General features: G+C 30.7%; 12 protein-coding genes, 2 tRNA genes and 1 rRNA gene. All 15 read left to right on the top strand.

What is annotated here, in order from left to right:
• Positions 1 to 25 precede the first annotated feature (25 nt).
• The 15 genes from rrf to rpoC all read left to right on the top strand — a co-directional run bounded on the left by rrf (position 26) and on the right by rpoC (position 17569).
• Positions 26 to 132 (top strand): 5S ribosomal RNA (gene rrf / locus psc1_RS01890).
• Positions 133 to 161: 29 nt separating this feature from the next.
• A tRNA-Val gene (locus psc1_RS01885) sits at positions 162 to 237 on the top strand.
• A gap of 12 nt (positions 238 to 249) precedes the next feature.
• Positions 250 to 326: transfer RNA gene (locus tag psc1_RS01880), tRNA-Asn, on the top strand.
• Positions 327 to 632: 306 nt separating this feature from the next.
• Entirely contained in the window at positions 633 to 2759 is a 2127-nt protein-coding gene (locus tag psc1_RS01875; RefSeq protein ID WP_373375481.1) for a polyribonucleotide nucleotidyltransferase, read from the top strand.
• A 98-nt stretch (positions 2760 to 2857) separates the two neighbouring features.
• On the top strand, positions 2858 to 5290 hold the full coding sequence (locus tag psc1_RS01870) for an HAD-IC family P-type ATPase (RefSeq protein ID WP_122225299.1): 2433 nt from the start codon (positions 2858 to 2860) through the stop codon (positions 5288 to 5290).
• 1 nt (position 5291) lies between these two features.
• A complete protein-coding gene (gene rlmB / locus psc1_RS01865) occupies positions 5292 to 5993 on the top strand; it encodes a 23S rRNA (guanosine(2251)-2'-O)-methyltransferase RlmB (protein WP_122225300.1) in 702 nt (233 codons plus the stop codon).
• Between the two features lie 186 nt (positions 5994 to 6179).
• Positions 6180 to 6326: a 50S ribosomal protein L33 gene (gene rpmG, locus psc1_RS01860; RefSeq protein WP_023161581.1), complete on the top strand. Its 147-nt coding sequence runs from the start codon at positions 6180 to 6182 to the stop codon at positions 6324 to 6326.
• A 16-nt stretch (positions 6327 to 6342) separates the two neighbouring features.
• On the top strand, positions 6343 to 6750 hold the full coding sequence (gene secE, locus psc1_RS01855; RefSeq protein ID WP_023161582.1) for a preprotein translocase subunit SecE: 408 nt from the start codon (positions 6343 to 6345) through the stop codon (positions 6748 to 6750).
• A 10-nt stretch (positions 6751 to 6760) separates the two neighbouring features.
• The gene (gene nusG, locus psc1_RS01850; RefSeq protein WP_023161583.1) at positions 6761 to 7366 is read left to right on the top strand and encodes a transcription termination/antitermination protein NusG; all 606 of its coding nucleotides are present in this window, start codon (positions 6761 to 6763) and stop codon (positions 7364 to 7366) included.
• Between the two features lie 154 nt (positions 7367 to 7520).
• Positions 7521 to 7958, top strand: coding sequence for a 50S ribosomal protein L11 (rplK, locus tag psc1_RS01845; protein WP_023161584.1), 438 nt, complete (start codon positions 7521 to 7523; stop codon positions 7956 to 7958).
• 41 nt (positions 7959 to 7999) lie between these two features.
• Positions 8000 to 8689: a 50S ribosomal protein L1 gene (gene rplA / locus psc1_RS01840; protein ID WP_023161585.1), complete on the top strand. Its 690-nt coding sequence runs from the start codon at positions 8000 to 8002 to the stop codon at positions 8687 to 8689.
• 42 nt (positions 8690 to 8731) lie between these two features.
• A complete protein-coding gene (gene rplJ / locus psc1_RS01835; protein WP_023161586.1) occupies positions 8732 to 9232 on the top strand; it encodes a 50S ribosomal protein L10 in 501 nt (166 codons plus the stop codon).
• A 42-nt stretch (positions 9233 to 9274) separates the two neighbouring features.
• Positions 9275 to 9649, top strand: a complete 375-nt coding sequence (gene rplL, locus psc1_RS01830) for a 50S ribosomal protein L7/L12 (protein ID WP_023161587.1) — start codon at positions 9275 to 9277, stop codon at positions 9647 to 9649.
• Positions 9650 to 9767: 118 nt separating this feature from the next.
• Positions 9768 to 13490 carry a DNA-directed RNA polymerase subunit beta gene (locus psc1_RS01825; protein WP_023161588.1) on the top strand — a complete coding sequence of 1241 codons (3723 nt, stop codon included), beginning with the start codon at positions 9768 to 9770 and terminating at the stop codon, positions 13488 to 13490.
• 2 nt (positions 13491 to 13492) lie between these two features.
• A complete protein-coding gene (gene rpoC, locus psc1_RS01820; RefSeq protein ID WP_122225303.1) occupies positions 13493 to 17569 on the top strand; it encodes a DNA-directed RNA polymerase subunit beta' in 4077 nt (1358 codons plus the stop codon).
• The last annotated feature ends 26 nt before the right edge of the window (positions 17570 to 17595 follow it).

Here is a 17595-nt window from a genome sequence, read left to right as displayed (position 1 = left end):
TTTATCTAGTTTTGAGAGAAATATCCTTGGTGCATAAAACTAAGGGGCAACACCTGTTCCCATCCCGAACACAGCAGTTAAGTCCTTAGTACCGACAATAGTTCTTACGAGCGAAGATAGGGAGTGCCAAGGTTTGCTTTAGAAAAAAAAGAATAAAAAAAAGAGGATTAGCTCAGCTGGGAGAGCGTCTGCCTTACAAGCAGAATGTCGGGGGTTCGAATCCCTCATCCTCTACCATAAAAAATAAAAGCCTACGTAGCTCAGTTGGTTAGAGCATCTGACTGTTAATCAGAGGGTCCTAGGTTCGAGTCCTAGCGTGGGCGCCATTTTTTTATTTAACATGAGAATCATTTTTTAAATTAGTATTTATTTCCAAAATATTTGAAGTTGACGATGATTATTAATTATTTTTGTAATAATTTTTTTATTTTTGAAAATATAATTTTAAATTGATTTTTTCATTAAATATCGTTTCAATTCCAAAATAATTAAAAAATTCAAATAAGCTAGTTTGTTGAAAACAATTCACTAGCTTTTTATTTTTATATAGTCTTTTACTAAAAAATAAAAAAATAAAAAAACAAGAATCAAATACAATACATCCCCAAACAATTCAAAGGAGCACATCAAAAGTGTTAAAAAAAGTTTTTGAAACTACTGATTTAAAAAATCCTTTTCAAGTAGAAATAGGTACTTATGCTAGAAATGTGGATGCTTCTGTTTTAGTTCGTTTTAAAGATACAGTAGTTTTATCGGCTACTGTTTTTAGTGATAAGAAAAATAATTTTGATTTTTTGCCGCTAACTGTTATTTATCAAGAAAAATTTTATGCTGCTGGTAAAATTCCTGGCAGTTTTTTAAGAAGAGAAGGACGCTCAACAGATCATGAAATTTTAGCCTCCCGCTTAATTGACCGATCTTTAAGACCTTTGTTTCCAGAAAATTTCAAACAAGAAATTCAAGTAATTAATACCGTTTTAAGTTCCGACCCTGATTTTAAAAGCGAAATAGCTTCTATTCTTGGAAGTTCTTTATCGTTGCTTATTTCAGAAATTCCTTTTTTTGATGCTGTTGCTGGAGCTTACGTTGCTCGCATTCAAGATCAATTCATTCTTAATCCTACTTTTGAACAATTAAATCATTCATCACTACATTTGTTAGTAACAGGAACAAAAAGTAATGTCGTGATGATCGAAGCTCATGCTAATGAAGTTTCAGAAGAAATTTTTTTAGAGGCGATTGAATTTGGTCATCAACATATTAAAATATTATGTTTGTTTCAAGAACAAATTCAAAAAGAAATTGGCAAAACCAAAAAAAAAGTTAATCATGATTCATTTGATTTAACTTTAGAAACATCTTTTAATGAACAATATCGAACAAAAATCATTGAAGCTATTTTACACCTTGCTGATCAACCAAAAAGTAATTATTTACAACTTCTAAAAGAACAAATTTTTGAACAAGCCAGCAAAAAAAACTTTTTCAAAACAATTGAAGAAAATACTTTTATTGATTTAGAAGCAAAAAAAAACTATTTGCAAACTATCGAAATTTTATTTCAAAAATTATTTAAACAAGAAATTAGAAACTTAATTATTCAAGATAAAAAAAGACCCGACAAAAGAGGTTTAGAAGAAATTAGAAACCTTGAATCTCAAATTGATTTACTCCCAAGAACCCATGGATCTGCTTTGTTTACTCGCGGTCAAACCCAAAGTTTAGCTGTAGTTACTCTAGGTTCTGTCTCCGAAAGTAAAATTATTGATGGTTTAAACGATGAACAAAACAAACGTTTTATGTTGCATTATAATTTCCCTCCTTTCGCGGTTGGCGCTGTTGGTCGTTATATTGCACCTAGTAGAAGGGAAATTGGTCATGGTAATTTAGGCGAAAAAGCAATTGTTCCACTTTTGCCTGAAGAAAACGATTTCCCCTATACTATTAGAGTAGTTTCAGAAATTTTAGAATCAAACGGTTCTTCTTCTCAGGCTAGTATTTGTGCTACTTCTATGGCTCTAATGGCAGCTGGCGTTCCTTTGAAAAAAGCGGTTTCAGGAATTGCTATGGGTTTGTTTATGGATTCTGAAACTAAAGAATACGTTATTTTAAGCGATATCCAAGGATTAGAAGATCATATAGGTGATATGGATTTAAAAATTGCTGGCAGCAAAGATGGTATTACTGCTTTACAAATGGATCTTAAAATTCAAGGAGTGTCGCAAGAAATTTTAAAACAAACTTTTTTGCAAGCTAAAAAAGGTAGATTATACATCTTAGAACATATGAATAAAGTTATTGACACTCCACGCCAAGAAATGTCAAAATATGCTCCTAAAGTACAAATGATCCAAATCAAACCAGAAAAAATACGCGATATTATTGGTTCTGGTGGTAAAATTATTAACCAAATTATTGAAGCCCATGATGGAGTCAAAATTGACATCGAACAAGATGGACGTGTTTTTGTCATGCATTCTAACGCTGACATCATCAAACAAACTATTGCCTTTATAAAAGGCTTAAGTCAAGAAATTGCAGTAGGTAATCGTTATCAAGCTCAAATTTTACGTTTTTTAACCGATAGATATGGTAAAACTTTAGGTGCTGTTGGACGAGTTTTTCAAGGAATCGAAGGTTTAATTCGTGCCCCTCAAACACAAAAAATTACTGATATTGTTAAAATTGGTGATCAAGTTTCAGTCAAATGTGTTAAAATTAATGAACGAGGACGCATTGATTTTATTCTTTTGTTGTAAAAATTAGTCATTTTTCGTTTAATTATTTAAAAATGTAATATTTTTTAACTAATTTAAATGATATTTATATCAATTATAAAAAAATATGGTGTTAAAATATGAACGAAAATTTAAAAAAATCAGATATCATTACAGGATTAACAAATCAACAAGTAGAACAAAAAAAAGCTTTAGGACAAGTTAATGTTGTTAATTCTAAAAACTCAAGAAGTATTAAAGATATTTTATTTAATAATTTTTTTAACCTTTTGACTTTATGGATTTTAATTATCGTTGTAATCATTATTGCTATTAAAGAATATAATCAATTATTTTTTTTGTTAGTATCTTTTGCTAATATGGCAATTAGTATCTTCCAAGAAATCAAAGCTAAAAAAACCTTAGATCAAGTTTCTTTGTTATTAAAAACTTCTTCCCAAGTAATCAGAAATGGCCAAAAAGAAACTGTAGCGATCGAGGAATTAGTTTTAGGTGATTTTTTAGTCTTAGAAAATGGACAGCAAATTTCAGCCGATGCCAAAGTTCAATCCGGTGTTATCGAAGTTAATGAATCGCTTTTAACTGGAGAATCTAAGTTAATAGTTAAAAAAGCAGGTGATTTTTTATATTCTGGCAGTTATGTTGTCTCTGGTCAATGTTTGGCAGAAATTATTGCCGTTGGTGGCGATATGTATATTGAAAAAATTACTCAAGCTGCCAAAAAATATAAACAACCCCAAACTCCTTTAATGAAAGATTTATTTTCCTTAATTAACATCATTATGGGTTTTTTAGTTGTTTTTGCACTTATTTTAGTCTTTTTTGCTTTCTATCCTGGTCAAAAAAATCCAGCATTTCAAAGAGAAGCTTTATTAGGGGTTTGTGGCATGTTAGCAGTGATGCTACCTTTAGGACTTTTTTTACTCACCAACATTACTTTGGCAGTTGGTTTTATCAATTTAGCCAAACAAAAAGCTTATGCCCAAAATTTATTTGGGATCGAAATGTTGGCACAAATCAACACTTTGTGTTTAGACAAAACCGGTACTATCACTGATGGCACTATGAAAGTAAAAAAAATCATCCCTTATTATCAACCCGACTTTCCTTTTGAAAAAGTTATGGCTTCGTTTCTGAAGGCTGAAGAACTTGCTTCTAATCACACCCATGAAGCTTTAAACCAAGAATTTGCTAGCAAAACAACAGATTTTTATAAGATTAAACAAAATATTCCTTTTTCGAGCGTAAGAAAGTATAGTGTCGTTGAATTCAACAATTTAGGTACTTTTTTTTTGGGAGCTCCTGAATTTATCATGCAAAATAATTTTAACCTTATTCAAAAAGACTTTGAAAGTCAAGTCAAAGCTGGATATCGCGTTTTAATGTTGGCGAAGGCTGCAAATAACTTTATTTCTCTAAATAACTTTGAAAACAACCAACACATCAAAATTAAACAATGCGATCCTTTAGCTTTAATTGTTATCAAAGACAATATTAAAAAAGACGTTGCTGATACAATTGATTTTTTTCAAAAAAACGGTGTAGCTGTTAAAGTTATTTCCGGCGATAACCATCTTACAGTTTCTCAAATCGCCCAAAGAGTAGGGATTATTGGTTTTGAAAAAACTATTAATTTAGAAAAATTAACAGATTTAGAAGTTGCTCAAGTAGCTACCCAATATAATGTCTTTGGTAGAACTTCACCACAACAAAAAAAGATTTTGATCAAAACTATGAAAGAAAAAGGGCAAAAAGTAGCTATGACTGGTGATGGAGTTAATGATATTTTAGCTTTAAAGGAAGCTGATCTTTCGATTGCGATGGCTTCCGGCAGTCAAGCGACTCGCAATATTTCTAATTTAGTTTTAATGGATTCAAATTTTGCTTCAATGAAACAAGTTGTTTTTGAAGGTAGAAGAATCATTAATAACCTGAAAAAAATCTCTGTCTTGTTTTTTACCAAAACTATTTTTGCGTTTTTGCTAACCTTAGCTGTAATTGCTTTTAATATTTTTCAAATACATTGTTATTATCCGATTAATCCTTTAAAATTACAATTCGTGATGGATTATTGGGTAATTGGCATTCCTTCTTTGTTATTGTCTTTTGAAAAAAATTATCAAATTTCAAAAGACGATTTTTTAATCAAAAACCTTAAAAAAGCCCTCCCCTATGCTTTTTTAATTTTGTTTGGCTACTGTTTTGTTATTATACAAGAATTTTGTTTGAAGACTAGTGGCATCACCTCCCATGATCCAAGTTTTTATGTAAAAAAATTACCCTCACTTTCTAATTATTTCATTTTAGTAGTTACTTTAGTTTTATTTACTGTTTTATGGTTGGTTTGTAAACCCTTTAACTTAGCTAAAAGTTTTTTATTTGTTTTGATGTTGGCTTGTTTTTTGCTATCTTGGTGGCACAGTTGTGGTTCTTCGGATGATATGAAAGAAATAATAAAAAGTTATAAAATATCTTTATTAACAACCATTGTGTTTTTATCTTCCCTAATTTCATGGTTATATTCACATAAAAAAACAGAAAAGAAGTTTTAAGATGCTTATTTATGGGAAAAATACAATTAAAGAAGCAATTTTAGCCCAAAGAAAAATCTATCAATTATACCTTGATTCTAATTTAAAAGACTCTTCTTTTATTTCTTTTTTGCGATGTTATAACGTGGTTTATCAATTAGTTGACAAAGCTTTTTTATTTGATTTAACTAAACAAAAATCCCACCAAGGAGTAGCGGCTAAGGTATTAGATTATCAATTTTATGATTTAGATAGTTTTATAGATGCTACTAAGTTGCAACGGTTTTTAATTTTAGATGCTATTAATGATCCTCATAATTTAGGAGCTATTTTAAGAACGGTCGAAGCTTGTCATTTTGATGGGGTGATTATAAGCAAAAAACATCAAGTTCCTTTGAATGCAACGGTTGCTAAAATTGCTTGCGGAGCTTTGGAATATGTCAAAGTTTTTTTAGTTTCTAATTTACATCAAACTATTTTAAAATTACAAAATCATCAATTTTTAATTATTGGGGCAGACAGTCACGCCACCCAGCCTTTTAATCAAATTCCTGTTCACCAATCTTTAGCTATTATAGTAGGTAATGAAGGAGTTGGGATCAGGCATTTATTAAAACAAAAATGCGATTTATTAGTTAAAATACCGATGCAAGGTAAAATTAATTCCTTAAATGTAAGTGTTGCTGCTGCTTTGATGATGTATGCGGCTTTATTATCACATTAATATCCTTTTTATAATTATTTTTTTAATCTAACTTATATTTTTTAAAAGATAATTGGTTTTTTTTAACAATAAAAACATTTATCATTTTTTTTTTCTAAAAACATTAATGTGTGATATAATAAGAAAAGATGTTTTAAAAAATTAAATTATTGTTTTTTAAACTTTCTGTTATCAAAGGAGTTGTTTTTGAAAAAAAATATTTTAGTTTGTGCTTTGTGTTTAAATCGTAATTATCACACTAAACCCAAAAATCACAAAACATTACAACGTTTAATTTTAAAAAAATATTGCTCTCACTGTAACAAGCATACTTTGCATCAAGAAACTAAATAAAGGAGTTTTTCGACTTATGGGAATTAAAGTCATCAACGATAACAAACCCAATCAGTTATTGGGAGTCATTCGTAGACAATACAGTTTTATTAATGTTTTTTTAATTACTATCGCTATTTTATCTTTAGGGTTTTGTGGCCAATTACACACATCTGATAATATAATAAAAAAAAATGTAGGTAAGCAAGGGTTTTTGCTGGTAGAAGTTTTATTGGTTACTTTTTTTGTTGTGCTTTTTATTATTAGTTCTTTTCCCTTTTTTAAAGATGCTTTTTTACAAATAAGTCAAATTAGTTTCCCCTCTTTGAAACAAATTTTTTTTAACATCCTTCAAGTGTTTTTTTTTACCTCTTTTTTGGTTCTTTTTATTTTTTGTTTTGATACACTTATCAAACAATTATTCGAAAATTTATTAGGAAATTGATTTTTTAATCATGAAAAAAGAAAAAGTAGCAAAAAACACTAAACCGCTTGAAAAAATAATAGAAACAAAACCAGAATCCCCTCTACTTCAATGGTATATTGCTCAAACTTACTCTGGTTATGAAAACATTGTTAAAGAAGATTTGTTAAGAAGAGTTGACAGTATCGGCATTAATGATTTAGTTGCAAATGTTTTATCTCCCAAAGAAGTTTATTATGAAACTCGTTCAGACGGCAAAAAAACAGCCAAAGAAAGAAAAATCTATCCTGGATACATTTTTATTCAGATGATTATTACTGATCGTTCTTGGTTTGTAGTTAAAAATACACCAAGAATTACCGGTTTTTTAGGTTCTAGTGGTGTGGGTTCAAAACCAGTCCCTTTATCAGAAAAAGATATCAATCCTGTTTTATTAAAAATGGGAATCATCAACAAACCAAATTATGATCATTTGCTTGGCAAAAAGGTAGAAATTATTTCTGGTTCTTTTGCTAATCAACAAGGACAAGTTTCAATTATCGACAATGACCGGGAAAAAATGATTGTCGAAGTTGATTTATTTGGTAGATCGACTCCAGTTGAAATTTCTTTTAATGATTTTAAAGAGATGTCTTAAATTTTTGACATTTTTTACTGAATATGAAGCAATTTATGTTAAAATGAATTGTCTTGTTTTTTTATCATAATTTTAAATTATTGATATTAATAATAAAAAAACAAAGAAAACATGCAATGTTTAATAAGTTTTTTTGTAAAAGAAAGGTTTTTTTATGGCTAAAAAAGTTGTTAAAACGGTAAAATTACAAATCCCTGCAGGAAAAGCTAATCCAGCTCCTCCAGTCGGCCCTGCTTTGGGGCAAGCGCAAGTAAATATTCCAGCTTTTTGTTCTCAATTTAATGAGTCCACAAAGGAACAAGCTGGTTTTATCATACCTGTAGTGATTTCTGTTTATGAAGATAGAACTTTTACTTTTGTTACCAAAACTCCTCCTGCCAGTGATCTTTTAAAAAAAGCAGCTAAAATACAAGCCGGTTCTGCTAACGCTAAGCAAACTAAAGTGGCTACCATTACACGTGAACAATTACAAGAAATTACTAAGTTAAAATTACGTGATCTTAATGCTTATTCTGTGGAACAGGCATACAAAATCATCGCTGGAACTGCACGCAATATGGGCATTTTAATTGAAGGTGAATTAAGCGATTAAATTAAAAAATTATTTATTTTTGAAGAAAGGAAATATATAAGATGAAACGAAGCAAAAAATATTTAGCAGTTAGTCAAATGTTTGATGTTAAAAAAGCATATTCCTTGCAAGAAGCTATTAAATTAGCCAAACAAACACAAACAACTAAATTTGATTCTACCGTTGAATGTGCTTTTCACCTAAACTTAGATCCTAAAAAAGCAGATCAAAATTTAAGAGGAGCACTTAATTTACCTAATGGCACTGGTAAGGTGCTAAAGTTAGCAGTTCTTGCTAAAGGACAACAAGCCAAAGACGCCAAAGACGCCAAAGCTGATTATGTAGGTGACCAAGATTTAATCGATAAAATTGCTAAAAATTGGTTTGATTTTGATGTTTTAGTAGCTACCCCAGAAATGATGCCTCAATTAAGTAAATTGGGACGTCTTTTAGGACCGAAAGGTTTAATGCCAAACCCTAAAACTGGAACTGTAACTGATAATGTCGGTCAAGCTGTGCGAGAAATTAAAAATGGTAAAATTGAATATCGCCTTGATAAAGGCGGCAATATCCACGCTATTATTGGCAAAGTTTCTTTTGAAGAACATAAATTACTAGACAATTTAAAAACATTATATTTACAATTAATTTCAATTAAACCTCGCACAGCTAAAGGAACTTATATGAAAAATATTACCATATCGACTACTATGTCTCCAGGAATTAAAATTGATCCTATTACCATTGCGTAAAAATAAAATTAAAAAATTAATTTTTGAAGAAAGGATAGATCAATGATAAAAACTCAATTAGCTAAAAAAATTAAAACAGTTTCTTTATTGCAAGAAAAACTAAGTCAAGCTAAAACAGTTATTGTGTTTGAATATTCGACCCTACCGGTTAGTGCTTTTATGCAACTTCGTCGTCAATTAAAAAAAATTGATTGCGAAGTCAAAGTTTATCCTAAAAACATCATGGAAAGAGCCGCTGCTAACGCTCAATACAATGATTTAATTGTTTTTTTAAAAGGAATTAAAGCTTTAATTATTAGCGAACAGGAATTATTAGAACCAATCAAAGTCATTTATGATTTTGCCAAAAAAAACAAAGCTGTCAAAATTGTTTCAGGCGTGGTTGAACAAAAAGTTGTTTCCTTAGAAGAAATCAACAGTTTAGCAATTTTACCTTCTAGAGAACAAATGTTAGCGCTATTAGCTACAACTATGATTTTCCCTTTGCAACAATTATCAATTGGTTTAAATATGTTGTTAGAAAAACAAAAAACACAAAATTAAAAATATAAAATTTATAAAAAGATTATAACAAAGGAGATTAAAATGGCTAAATTAACTAAAGAAGTTTTTGTGTCAGCTTTAAAAGAAATGTCTTTATTAGAGATTAAAGAATTACTAGATGGTTTAAAAGAAGAATTCGGGATTGATCCAAGTTCATTAGCGGTTGCTTCAGCTAGTAACACTGGCGCAGATGAAGTGGAAGAAAAAACCGAATTTACAGTTGTAATGAAAAATTTCGGTCAAAACAGACTTGCTGTTATTAAAGCAATTCGTGAAATTACAGGGTTAGGCTTACTTGATGCTGATAAATTCATCAAAGTTCCAGATCAAAAAGTAAAAGAAAATGTTTCTAAGGCTTTAGCTGAAGATATTAAAGCTAAACTAGAACAAGCTGGAGCAGTTATTGAACTTCAATAAATTATTATCTTGTAAAATGATATAAAAACCTGAGTTATCTCAGGTTTTTTAGTTTTGCAAATTCTTAAATAAGACTTTTTGCAAAAAAAACCAATTAAATAATTTATAGGAGTATAAGATGGCTTATAAAAACGTCAAATATGGTAAAAAAGCAGAACGTCGTAATTATTCAAAAATAATTTATGATGTTGATTTGCCGAATTTAATTGAAATCCAAAATCAATCCTTTAATTTGTTTTTAAAAGACGGCATTAAAGAATTGTTGGCTGATTTTTGCCCTATTGAAAGTTATAACGGTGATTTAAAAATTTATTTTGACGATTATTACTTTACTGGACCGAAATATAATATTGAAGAATCAAAAACTAAAGATATCAGTTATGTGGTACAATTATTTGTAAAAACTACTTTAGAAAATGTTTTAACTGGCGAAACTAAACAAAGCAATATTTTATTAACCGAATTACCTTTAATGACTGATACTGGAACTTTTATTATCAATGGCACCGAAAGAGTTGTTGTTTCGCAAATTGTTCGTTCTGCTAGTGTTTATTATGCTAGCAATTTTGATGTTAAATTAAATCGAAACTTATATTCTGGTCAAGTGATCCCTTCGCGTGGCGCTTGGATTGAATATGAAGAAGGTTCGAAAGAAATTTTATACGTTAAACTTGATCGTTCTAAAAAAATACCTTTATCTAATTTTATTTATGCCTTAGGTTTTGATAATAAAGAAATTATTGAAAATGTTTTCGGCAAAAACCCCATCCTTAATTCTATTTTTGAAAAAGAATCAGATATGGATACAGACAATGCTTTAATCGAATTGTATTCTAAAATTCGTCAAGGTGAAAAAGTCCCAGTTGATACTGCAAGAGAATTTATTCGTACTAGACTTTTTGATCAAAAAAAATATGATCTTACTGTTGTAGGTAGATATAAGTTCAATAAAAAACTTGATTTATTAAGTAGAGTAGCAAACACTTATTTAGCTCATGACTTTATTAATCTTGAAACTAAAGAAGTGATTTTACCTAAAAATGAATTTTTAACCAAAGAAAAAATCGCCATCTTAAAACAAAATCGTCATTTTTTGTTACAAGAGTTATTTGACGTAAAACATAATTTAGAAAATGAAACCGATGAAGAAATTTTAACTTATAAAAGAGACTTTCAAAAAAAAGAATTATATGTGAAAGATAATATTTTAAATGTACGTACCGGTGAAGTCATCTTTGCTAAAGATACTTTGGTAACTGCCGAAGTGATTAATCATTTAAGACAAAACATTCAATTTCTTGACGAAAAAGTAATTAAATTTTTCTTAGGATCAAAAGATATTTATCAAAAAGAATTGGAACGAACTGCTGTTTTTAATGAAATTTTAGAAGTTTATCGTTCTAAAGATGAAAATGATCAATTATACAATAAAGTAAAAATTATAGGAAACGATCCGAGAGAAACTAAAAAACACATCACTTTATCAGACATCATTGCAAGTATTAGCTATTATTTAAACCTTTATGAAAATATTGGTCATGTTGATGATATCGATCATTTAGGCAATCGTCGTTTAAGGTTAATTGGCGAATTGTTGAAAAATCAATTTCGCATTGGTTTAACTAGAGCGGAAAAAAATATTAAAGATATGATTTCTGTCAGCAAATTTAGCGAAGTTGTACCAGGAGATTTAGTTAATTTCACGTTTTTAACAAACGTAATTAAAACTTTTTTTGCCAATTCTCGTTTATCTCAATTTATGGATCAAATCAATCCTTTAGCGGAACTAACCCAAAAAAGAAGAGTTTCTGCTTTGGGTGTTGGTGGAATTAACCGTGATCGTGCCGGAGTTGAAGTCAGAGACGTTCATAATTCGCATTATGGTAGATTATGTCCCATCGAAACTCCCGAAGGACCTTCCATTGGGTTAATCACTTCACTTTCTACTTATGCTAAAGTTGATAATTATGGTTTTATCCAAACTCCCTTTTTTAAAGTTTTTGTAAAAAATGATATTGCTCAAATTTCGAATGAAATACAATATTTAACAGCGGATCAAGAAAAAGAAGAAGTAATTGCCTCAGCTGGTTTTTCTGTCAATCCAGATAACACTTTTAAAAATAAAAAAATAATTGCTAGGAAAAACGGTGAAACAGGAATTTTTGAAAGACACCAAATTACTTATGCCGATATTTCTCCAAAACAAATTGTTTCAATCGCCACTTCGTCGATTCCTTTTTTAGAACACAATGATGCTTCTAGGGCTTTGATGGGGGCTAACATGCAACGTCAAGCAGTCCCTTTATTAATTCCTGAATCTCCGATTGTAGGAACAGGAATTGAGTATCGTGCTGCCAAAGACTCTGGTTCTTTAATTATTGCCTCCGAAGATGGCGTTGTTACTTATGTTGATGCCCAAAAGATTGTTATTTCAACTAAAAGTAATCAAGAAATAGAATATGTTTTAACCAACTTTACTAAATCCAATCAAGACACTTTAATCTTACAAAAGCCGATCGTAGTTTTAGGTGAACATATTAAAAAAGGTGATATTTTAGTTGATGGTCCTTCAACTTTTCAAGGTGAATTAGCCCTTGGTAGAAATGTGACAGTAGCTTTTATGACTTGGGAAGGGTATAATTACGAAGATGCCATCATTATATCTGAAGATTTGGTTAAAAATGATGTCTATACTTCTATTCATATCGATAAATACGAAGTTCAAACGCGAGAATTAAAAAAAGGTAGTGGACAAGAAGAAATCACTCGTGAAGTTCCTAATGTTGGTGCCGATGCTATCAAAAACTTGGATGAAAGAGGAATTATTATTCCCGGATCCGAAGTAAAAGAAGGTGATATTTTAGTAGGTAAAATCACTCCTCAAGGCAACATCGAACCTACCCCTTACGAAAAATTAATTCAAATAGTAATCGGTGAAAAAGCCCGCGAATACAAAGATTCTTCTTTAAGAGTTCCTTATGGCGAAGGCGGGATTGTTCAAAGCGTTCATTATTTTTCTAGAAAAAATGGCGATATTTTACCATCCGGCGTTAATGAAAATATTCGTGTCTTTATTGCTAAAAAACGTAAAATTAACGAAGGCGATAAAATGGCTGGTCGTCACGGCAACAAAGGAGTCATCTCTCTTATTTTACCGAAAGAAGATATGCCTTTTATGGCAGATGGAACCCCAATTGATATTATGTTAAACCCTTTAGGCGTCCCTAGTAGGATGAATATTGGACAAATTTTAGAAATTCATTTAGGAATGGCCGCCAAACAACTCGGCATCAAAGTCGCGACGCCTGTATTTGATGGTGTTGATGACTTTGACCTTAAAGAAATTATGAAAGAAGCTAATTTAGAACTCGATGGCAAAATGGTTTTATATGACGGACGCACTGGGGAACCTTATGATAACCGTATTTCTGTGGGAGTGATGTATATGATTAAATTATCGCATATGGTCGATGATAAATTACATGCTCGTAATGTCGGCCCTTACACCTTAGTGACTCAACAACCGATGGGTGGTAAAGTGCAAAATGGCGGTCAAAGATTTGGTGAAATGGAAGTTTGGGCGCTTTATGCTTACGGAGCAGCTCACACTTTACAAGAAATTTTGACAGTTAAAAGTGATGATATTATCGGTAGGAACAAAACTTATAGTGCTATTGTTCAAGGAACTTCTTTACCGAAACCCAACATTCCAGAAAGTTTCCGTGTTTTTATTAAAGAATTGCAATCCTTAGGATTGTATGTAGAATTAATTAAAACAGACACTAAAGAAAACGAAGTTAATAAATCCTTAATTGATTACAAAAAGGAAGGTTATAATTAAAGATGAGTGATAATAAATTATTTAGATCAATCGAAACTCTAAATTTTTCTGCTCAAACTTTAGAAAAATTAAAACTTTCAGGAATTAATAATTTGGAAGATTTTAACACTTTTTCTTTAGATGAACTAAGAGTTTTATTACAAGAAACTTTTTTAGAGATTTTGCCAACTCTTAAACAATTTGCTTTGCCTCGTGATTTAAGAAATTTAAATTTAAACGATGATGTGATTAAAAAATTGACCCTTTTAGGTGTTAACGACTTTGAACAACTATTAAACACAGAAATTAACACCTTAAATCAAAATTTCGACTTGGATTATGATTCTTGGAAAAAAATAAACGAACTTTTTGAATTATATCAACATTTTATCCCAGAAACTACTGAAAAAAAAGCTTTGATTTTATCTGATAAAGAGTATGGCAGTCGTGATTATGATTATTTTAAAATCCGTTTAGCTTCTCCAGATGAGATTCGTCAATGGTCTTACGGTGAAATTACTAGTTATGAAACCATTAACTATCGCACCTATAAACCTGAATTTGGTGGTTTGTTTTGTCAAAAAATTTTTGGTCCAGTAGTTGACTTTCAATGTGCTTGTTCCAAAAAACAACCTAACAACAAAAGTCAATTTTGTAATAAATGTGGTGTTGAATTTACCGAAACTAAAGTAAGACGTGAAAGAATGGGACACATCGAATTACAAGCTCCGATTGTCCACACTTGGTATCTTAATTCATCTCCTAGCCGTTTAGCTATTCTTTTAAACATCAAAGCTAAAACATTAGAAGAAATCGTTTACTATATTTCTTATGTTGTTATTGATCCTGGCAAAACTGATTTCAAAGAAAAAGAAATTATTTCCGAAAGCCAATATAGCCAAAATTTAGCTCTTTTTGGACCTCATGGTTTTGTTGCTTTAACTGGAGCTGAAGCAGTTAGGAAATTATTGGAAAACCTTGATTTAGAAAAAACTATTAAAATTTTGCGTAAAAATTTATCAGAAGTTTCTAAACAAAAAAGAGAAAACATTATCAAAAGGTTAGAAATAATTGAGTCTTTTCATCAATCCGATAATAAACCTGAGTGGATGGTAATGGATGTTATTTCCGTATTGCCGTCAGGATTAAGGCCGATGGTTCCTTTGGATGGCGGTCGTTTTGCCACTACCGAAGTTAATGACTTGTATCGTCGCATTCTAAATCGTAACAATCGTTTAAAAAAACAAATGATGCAAAAAGCTCCAAGATTAATTATTAAAAACGAAAAAAGAATGTTGCAAGAAGCAGTCGATTGTTTATTTGATACTGATAAAAATCTTAAAAAAAACGTTAATAACGTGGAAAAAAATCGTCCCTTAAAATCTTTATCTGAAATGTTACGAGGCAAACAAGGGCGCTTTCGTCAAAATCTTTTAGGTAAAAGAGTTGATTATTCTGGTCGTTCTGTAATTATTGTCGGTCCTGATCTTAAAATGCATCAATGCGGCATTCCTCGTGAAATGGCAATTATTTTATTCAAACCTTTTATTTTAAAAAAATTACAAGAAACTAAAGGGATTGACAAAAAAAATGCCAATTCTATTTACGAAAAAATGAATGAAGAAGTTTGGAATGCTTTAGAGGAAGTAGTTAAAGAACATCCAGTCTTGCTTAATCGCGCCCCAACTCTTCACCGTTTAGGAATTCAAGCTTTTGATCCTAAATTAATCGATGGAAAAGCTATTCGTTTACATCCTTTAGTAACTCCAGCTTTTAATGCTGATTTTGATGGCGACCAAATGGCTGTTTATGTTCCTCTTTCTGTAGAAGCTCAAGCTGAAGCTCGTTTATTAATGCTTGTGTCTAACAACATTTTAGATCCTAAAAACGGTAGCCCTGTTGTCACCCCTTCACAAGACATGGTTTTAGGTAATTATTATTTAACTATCGAAGAAAAAAAAGATCGTCTTTTGAAAGGATTTAACGCTCCTCAAAGAAATTTAGAACACCAACACAAACACCGCAATGAAGGAAGTTTTTTTGCTGACATCAATGAAGCTCAAATCGCTTATCAAAATAAAGAAATTGATCTTCATACTAGAATTTTTATTAAACCACAATCCATTAATTTATCTTTTACCAAAGAACAAAAAGAAAAATATTTAATGACCACTTTAGGAAAATTAATTTTTAATGCTATTTTACCCCCTAATTTTCCTTACATCAATGAACCTACTCAATCGAATTTATATGTCAAAACTCCAGATCAATATTTTTTAAATCCAGGCACTAAACCACAATCATTTTTAAAAAAAATACCCGTCCCTAAACCTTTCAATAAAAAATTCTTATCGATGATTATTGCTTGTTTTTTCAAACAAATGAAAATTACTGAAACTTCTAAAATATTAGATCATATTAAAAATCTCGGTTTTAAATATTCTACTATTGCAGGTATTACTGTTTCTTTTTCTGACATTACCACTTATTCTGCAAAAGAAAAATTATTAGAAAATGTTGAAAATCGCAATATCCAAATTGAAAATTGGTATAACGAAGGTTTTTTAACAGATATTGAACGTCGTCGTTTAGTGATTAATGAATGGAAAGTTGTTCGTGATCAAATCCAAGAAGGTTTGATGAAAGAGTTCCAACAAGACAATCATATATTTATGATGAGTGAAAGTGGTGCTCGCGGTAGTTCTTCTAACTTTGCTCAACTAGCGGGGATGAGAGGTTTAATGAACAATCCAAAAGGTGAAATCATTGAAGTTCCTGTTAAAGCATCTTTCCGTGAAGGTTTGAAAGTTTCTGAATTTTTTATTTCTACCCATGGAGCCCGCAAAGGTTCCACTGACACCGCTTTAAAAACGGCTGAATCAGGCTATTTAACCCGTCGCTTAGTTGATGTGACTCAAGATATTGTAGTCATTAAAGATGATTGCGGTAGTGATCGCAGCTTTATTGTTGAAGCGATGACAAGCGACGGTAAAGAAATTGTTTCTTTAAAAAATCGTATTATTGGTCGTTTTGCTAGTCGCGACATTATCCACCCAAAAAAACATAAAATTATTGTAGCTCGCAATGAATTAATCACCGAATCAAAATCACAAGAAATTATTGATGCCAAAATTAAAAAAGTTCCAATCAGAAGCGTTTTGACTTGTAATTGTGAATATGGTATTTGCGCTAAAGATTATGGTTTTAATTTAGCCACTAATAAATTAGTTGAAATCGGTGAAGCTGTAGGTGTTATTGCCGCTCAATCTATTGGCGAACCAGGAACTCAATTAACGATGAGAACTTTTCATACCGGCGGAGTTGCTTCGACTTCAGACATTACCCAAGGTCTTCCAAGGATTGAAGAGATCTTTGAAGTTAGAAAACCAAAAGGTAAAGCCTTGATTTCTGAATTTAAAGGCACCATTAAAAAAATAGAAAAAATTCGCTCTCCACATCCAGAAATTGTTATCACTCCAGAAAGCGAACCTGAACAAGAATATCGTTATATCCTCAATTCTAATGTCGATATCTTAGTTAGCAAAAATAGCAATGTTTATCCGGGGCAAAAATTAACTTTTGGTTCAATTGATTTAAAAGAACTTTTAAGAGTTGCAGGCACTATCGAAACCCAAAAATATATTTTAGCAGAAGTGCAAAAAGTTTATTGTGCTCAAAATGTTTTTATTAGTGATAAACATATCGAAATTATTATTCATCAAATGTTTAAACAAGTTTTAATCATTGATGAAGGAGAAACCCAACTATTACCTGGCACTGAAATCCCTATCAATAGTTTTAAAAAAGCTAATTTAGAAATGTTACAAGCTCAAAAACGTTTAGCACTTGGAAGACCAATTATTCTAGGAATCACTCGTTCTTCTTTGAGAAGCGATTCTTTACTTTCTGCCGCCTCTTTTCAAGAAACTACCAAAATTTTAATCGATTCTGCCATCAAAGGAAAAGTTGATCATTTATATGGTTTAAAAGAAAATGTTATCATTGGTGGTCTAATTCCGGCTGGAACAGGTATTTTAGAGACAACTTATTTTGAATATCCCAAATCTCCACCGTCAACAGATCAAAACCAAGATAATTAAAAATAAAAAATAAGAAAAAAGAAAGG

Source organism: Candidatus Phytoplasma solani, from assembly GCF_041729705.1.
In the GTDB taxonomy this organism is placed as follows: Bacteria; Bacillota_I; Bacilli_A; order Acholeplasmatales; family Acholeplasmataceae; genus Phytoplasma; species Phytoplasma solani.
This window is presented reverse-complemented; position numbering and strand designations above follow the sequence as displayed.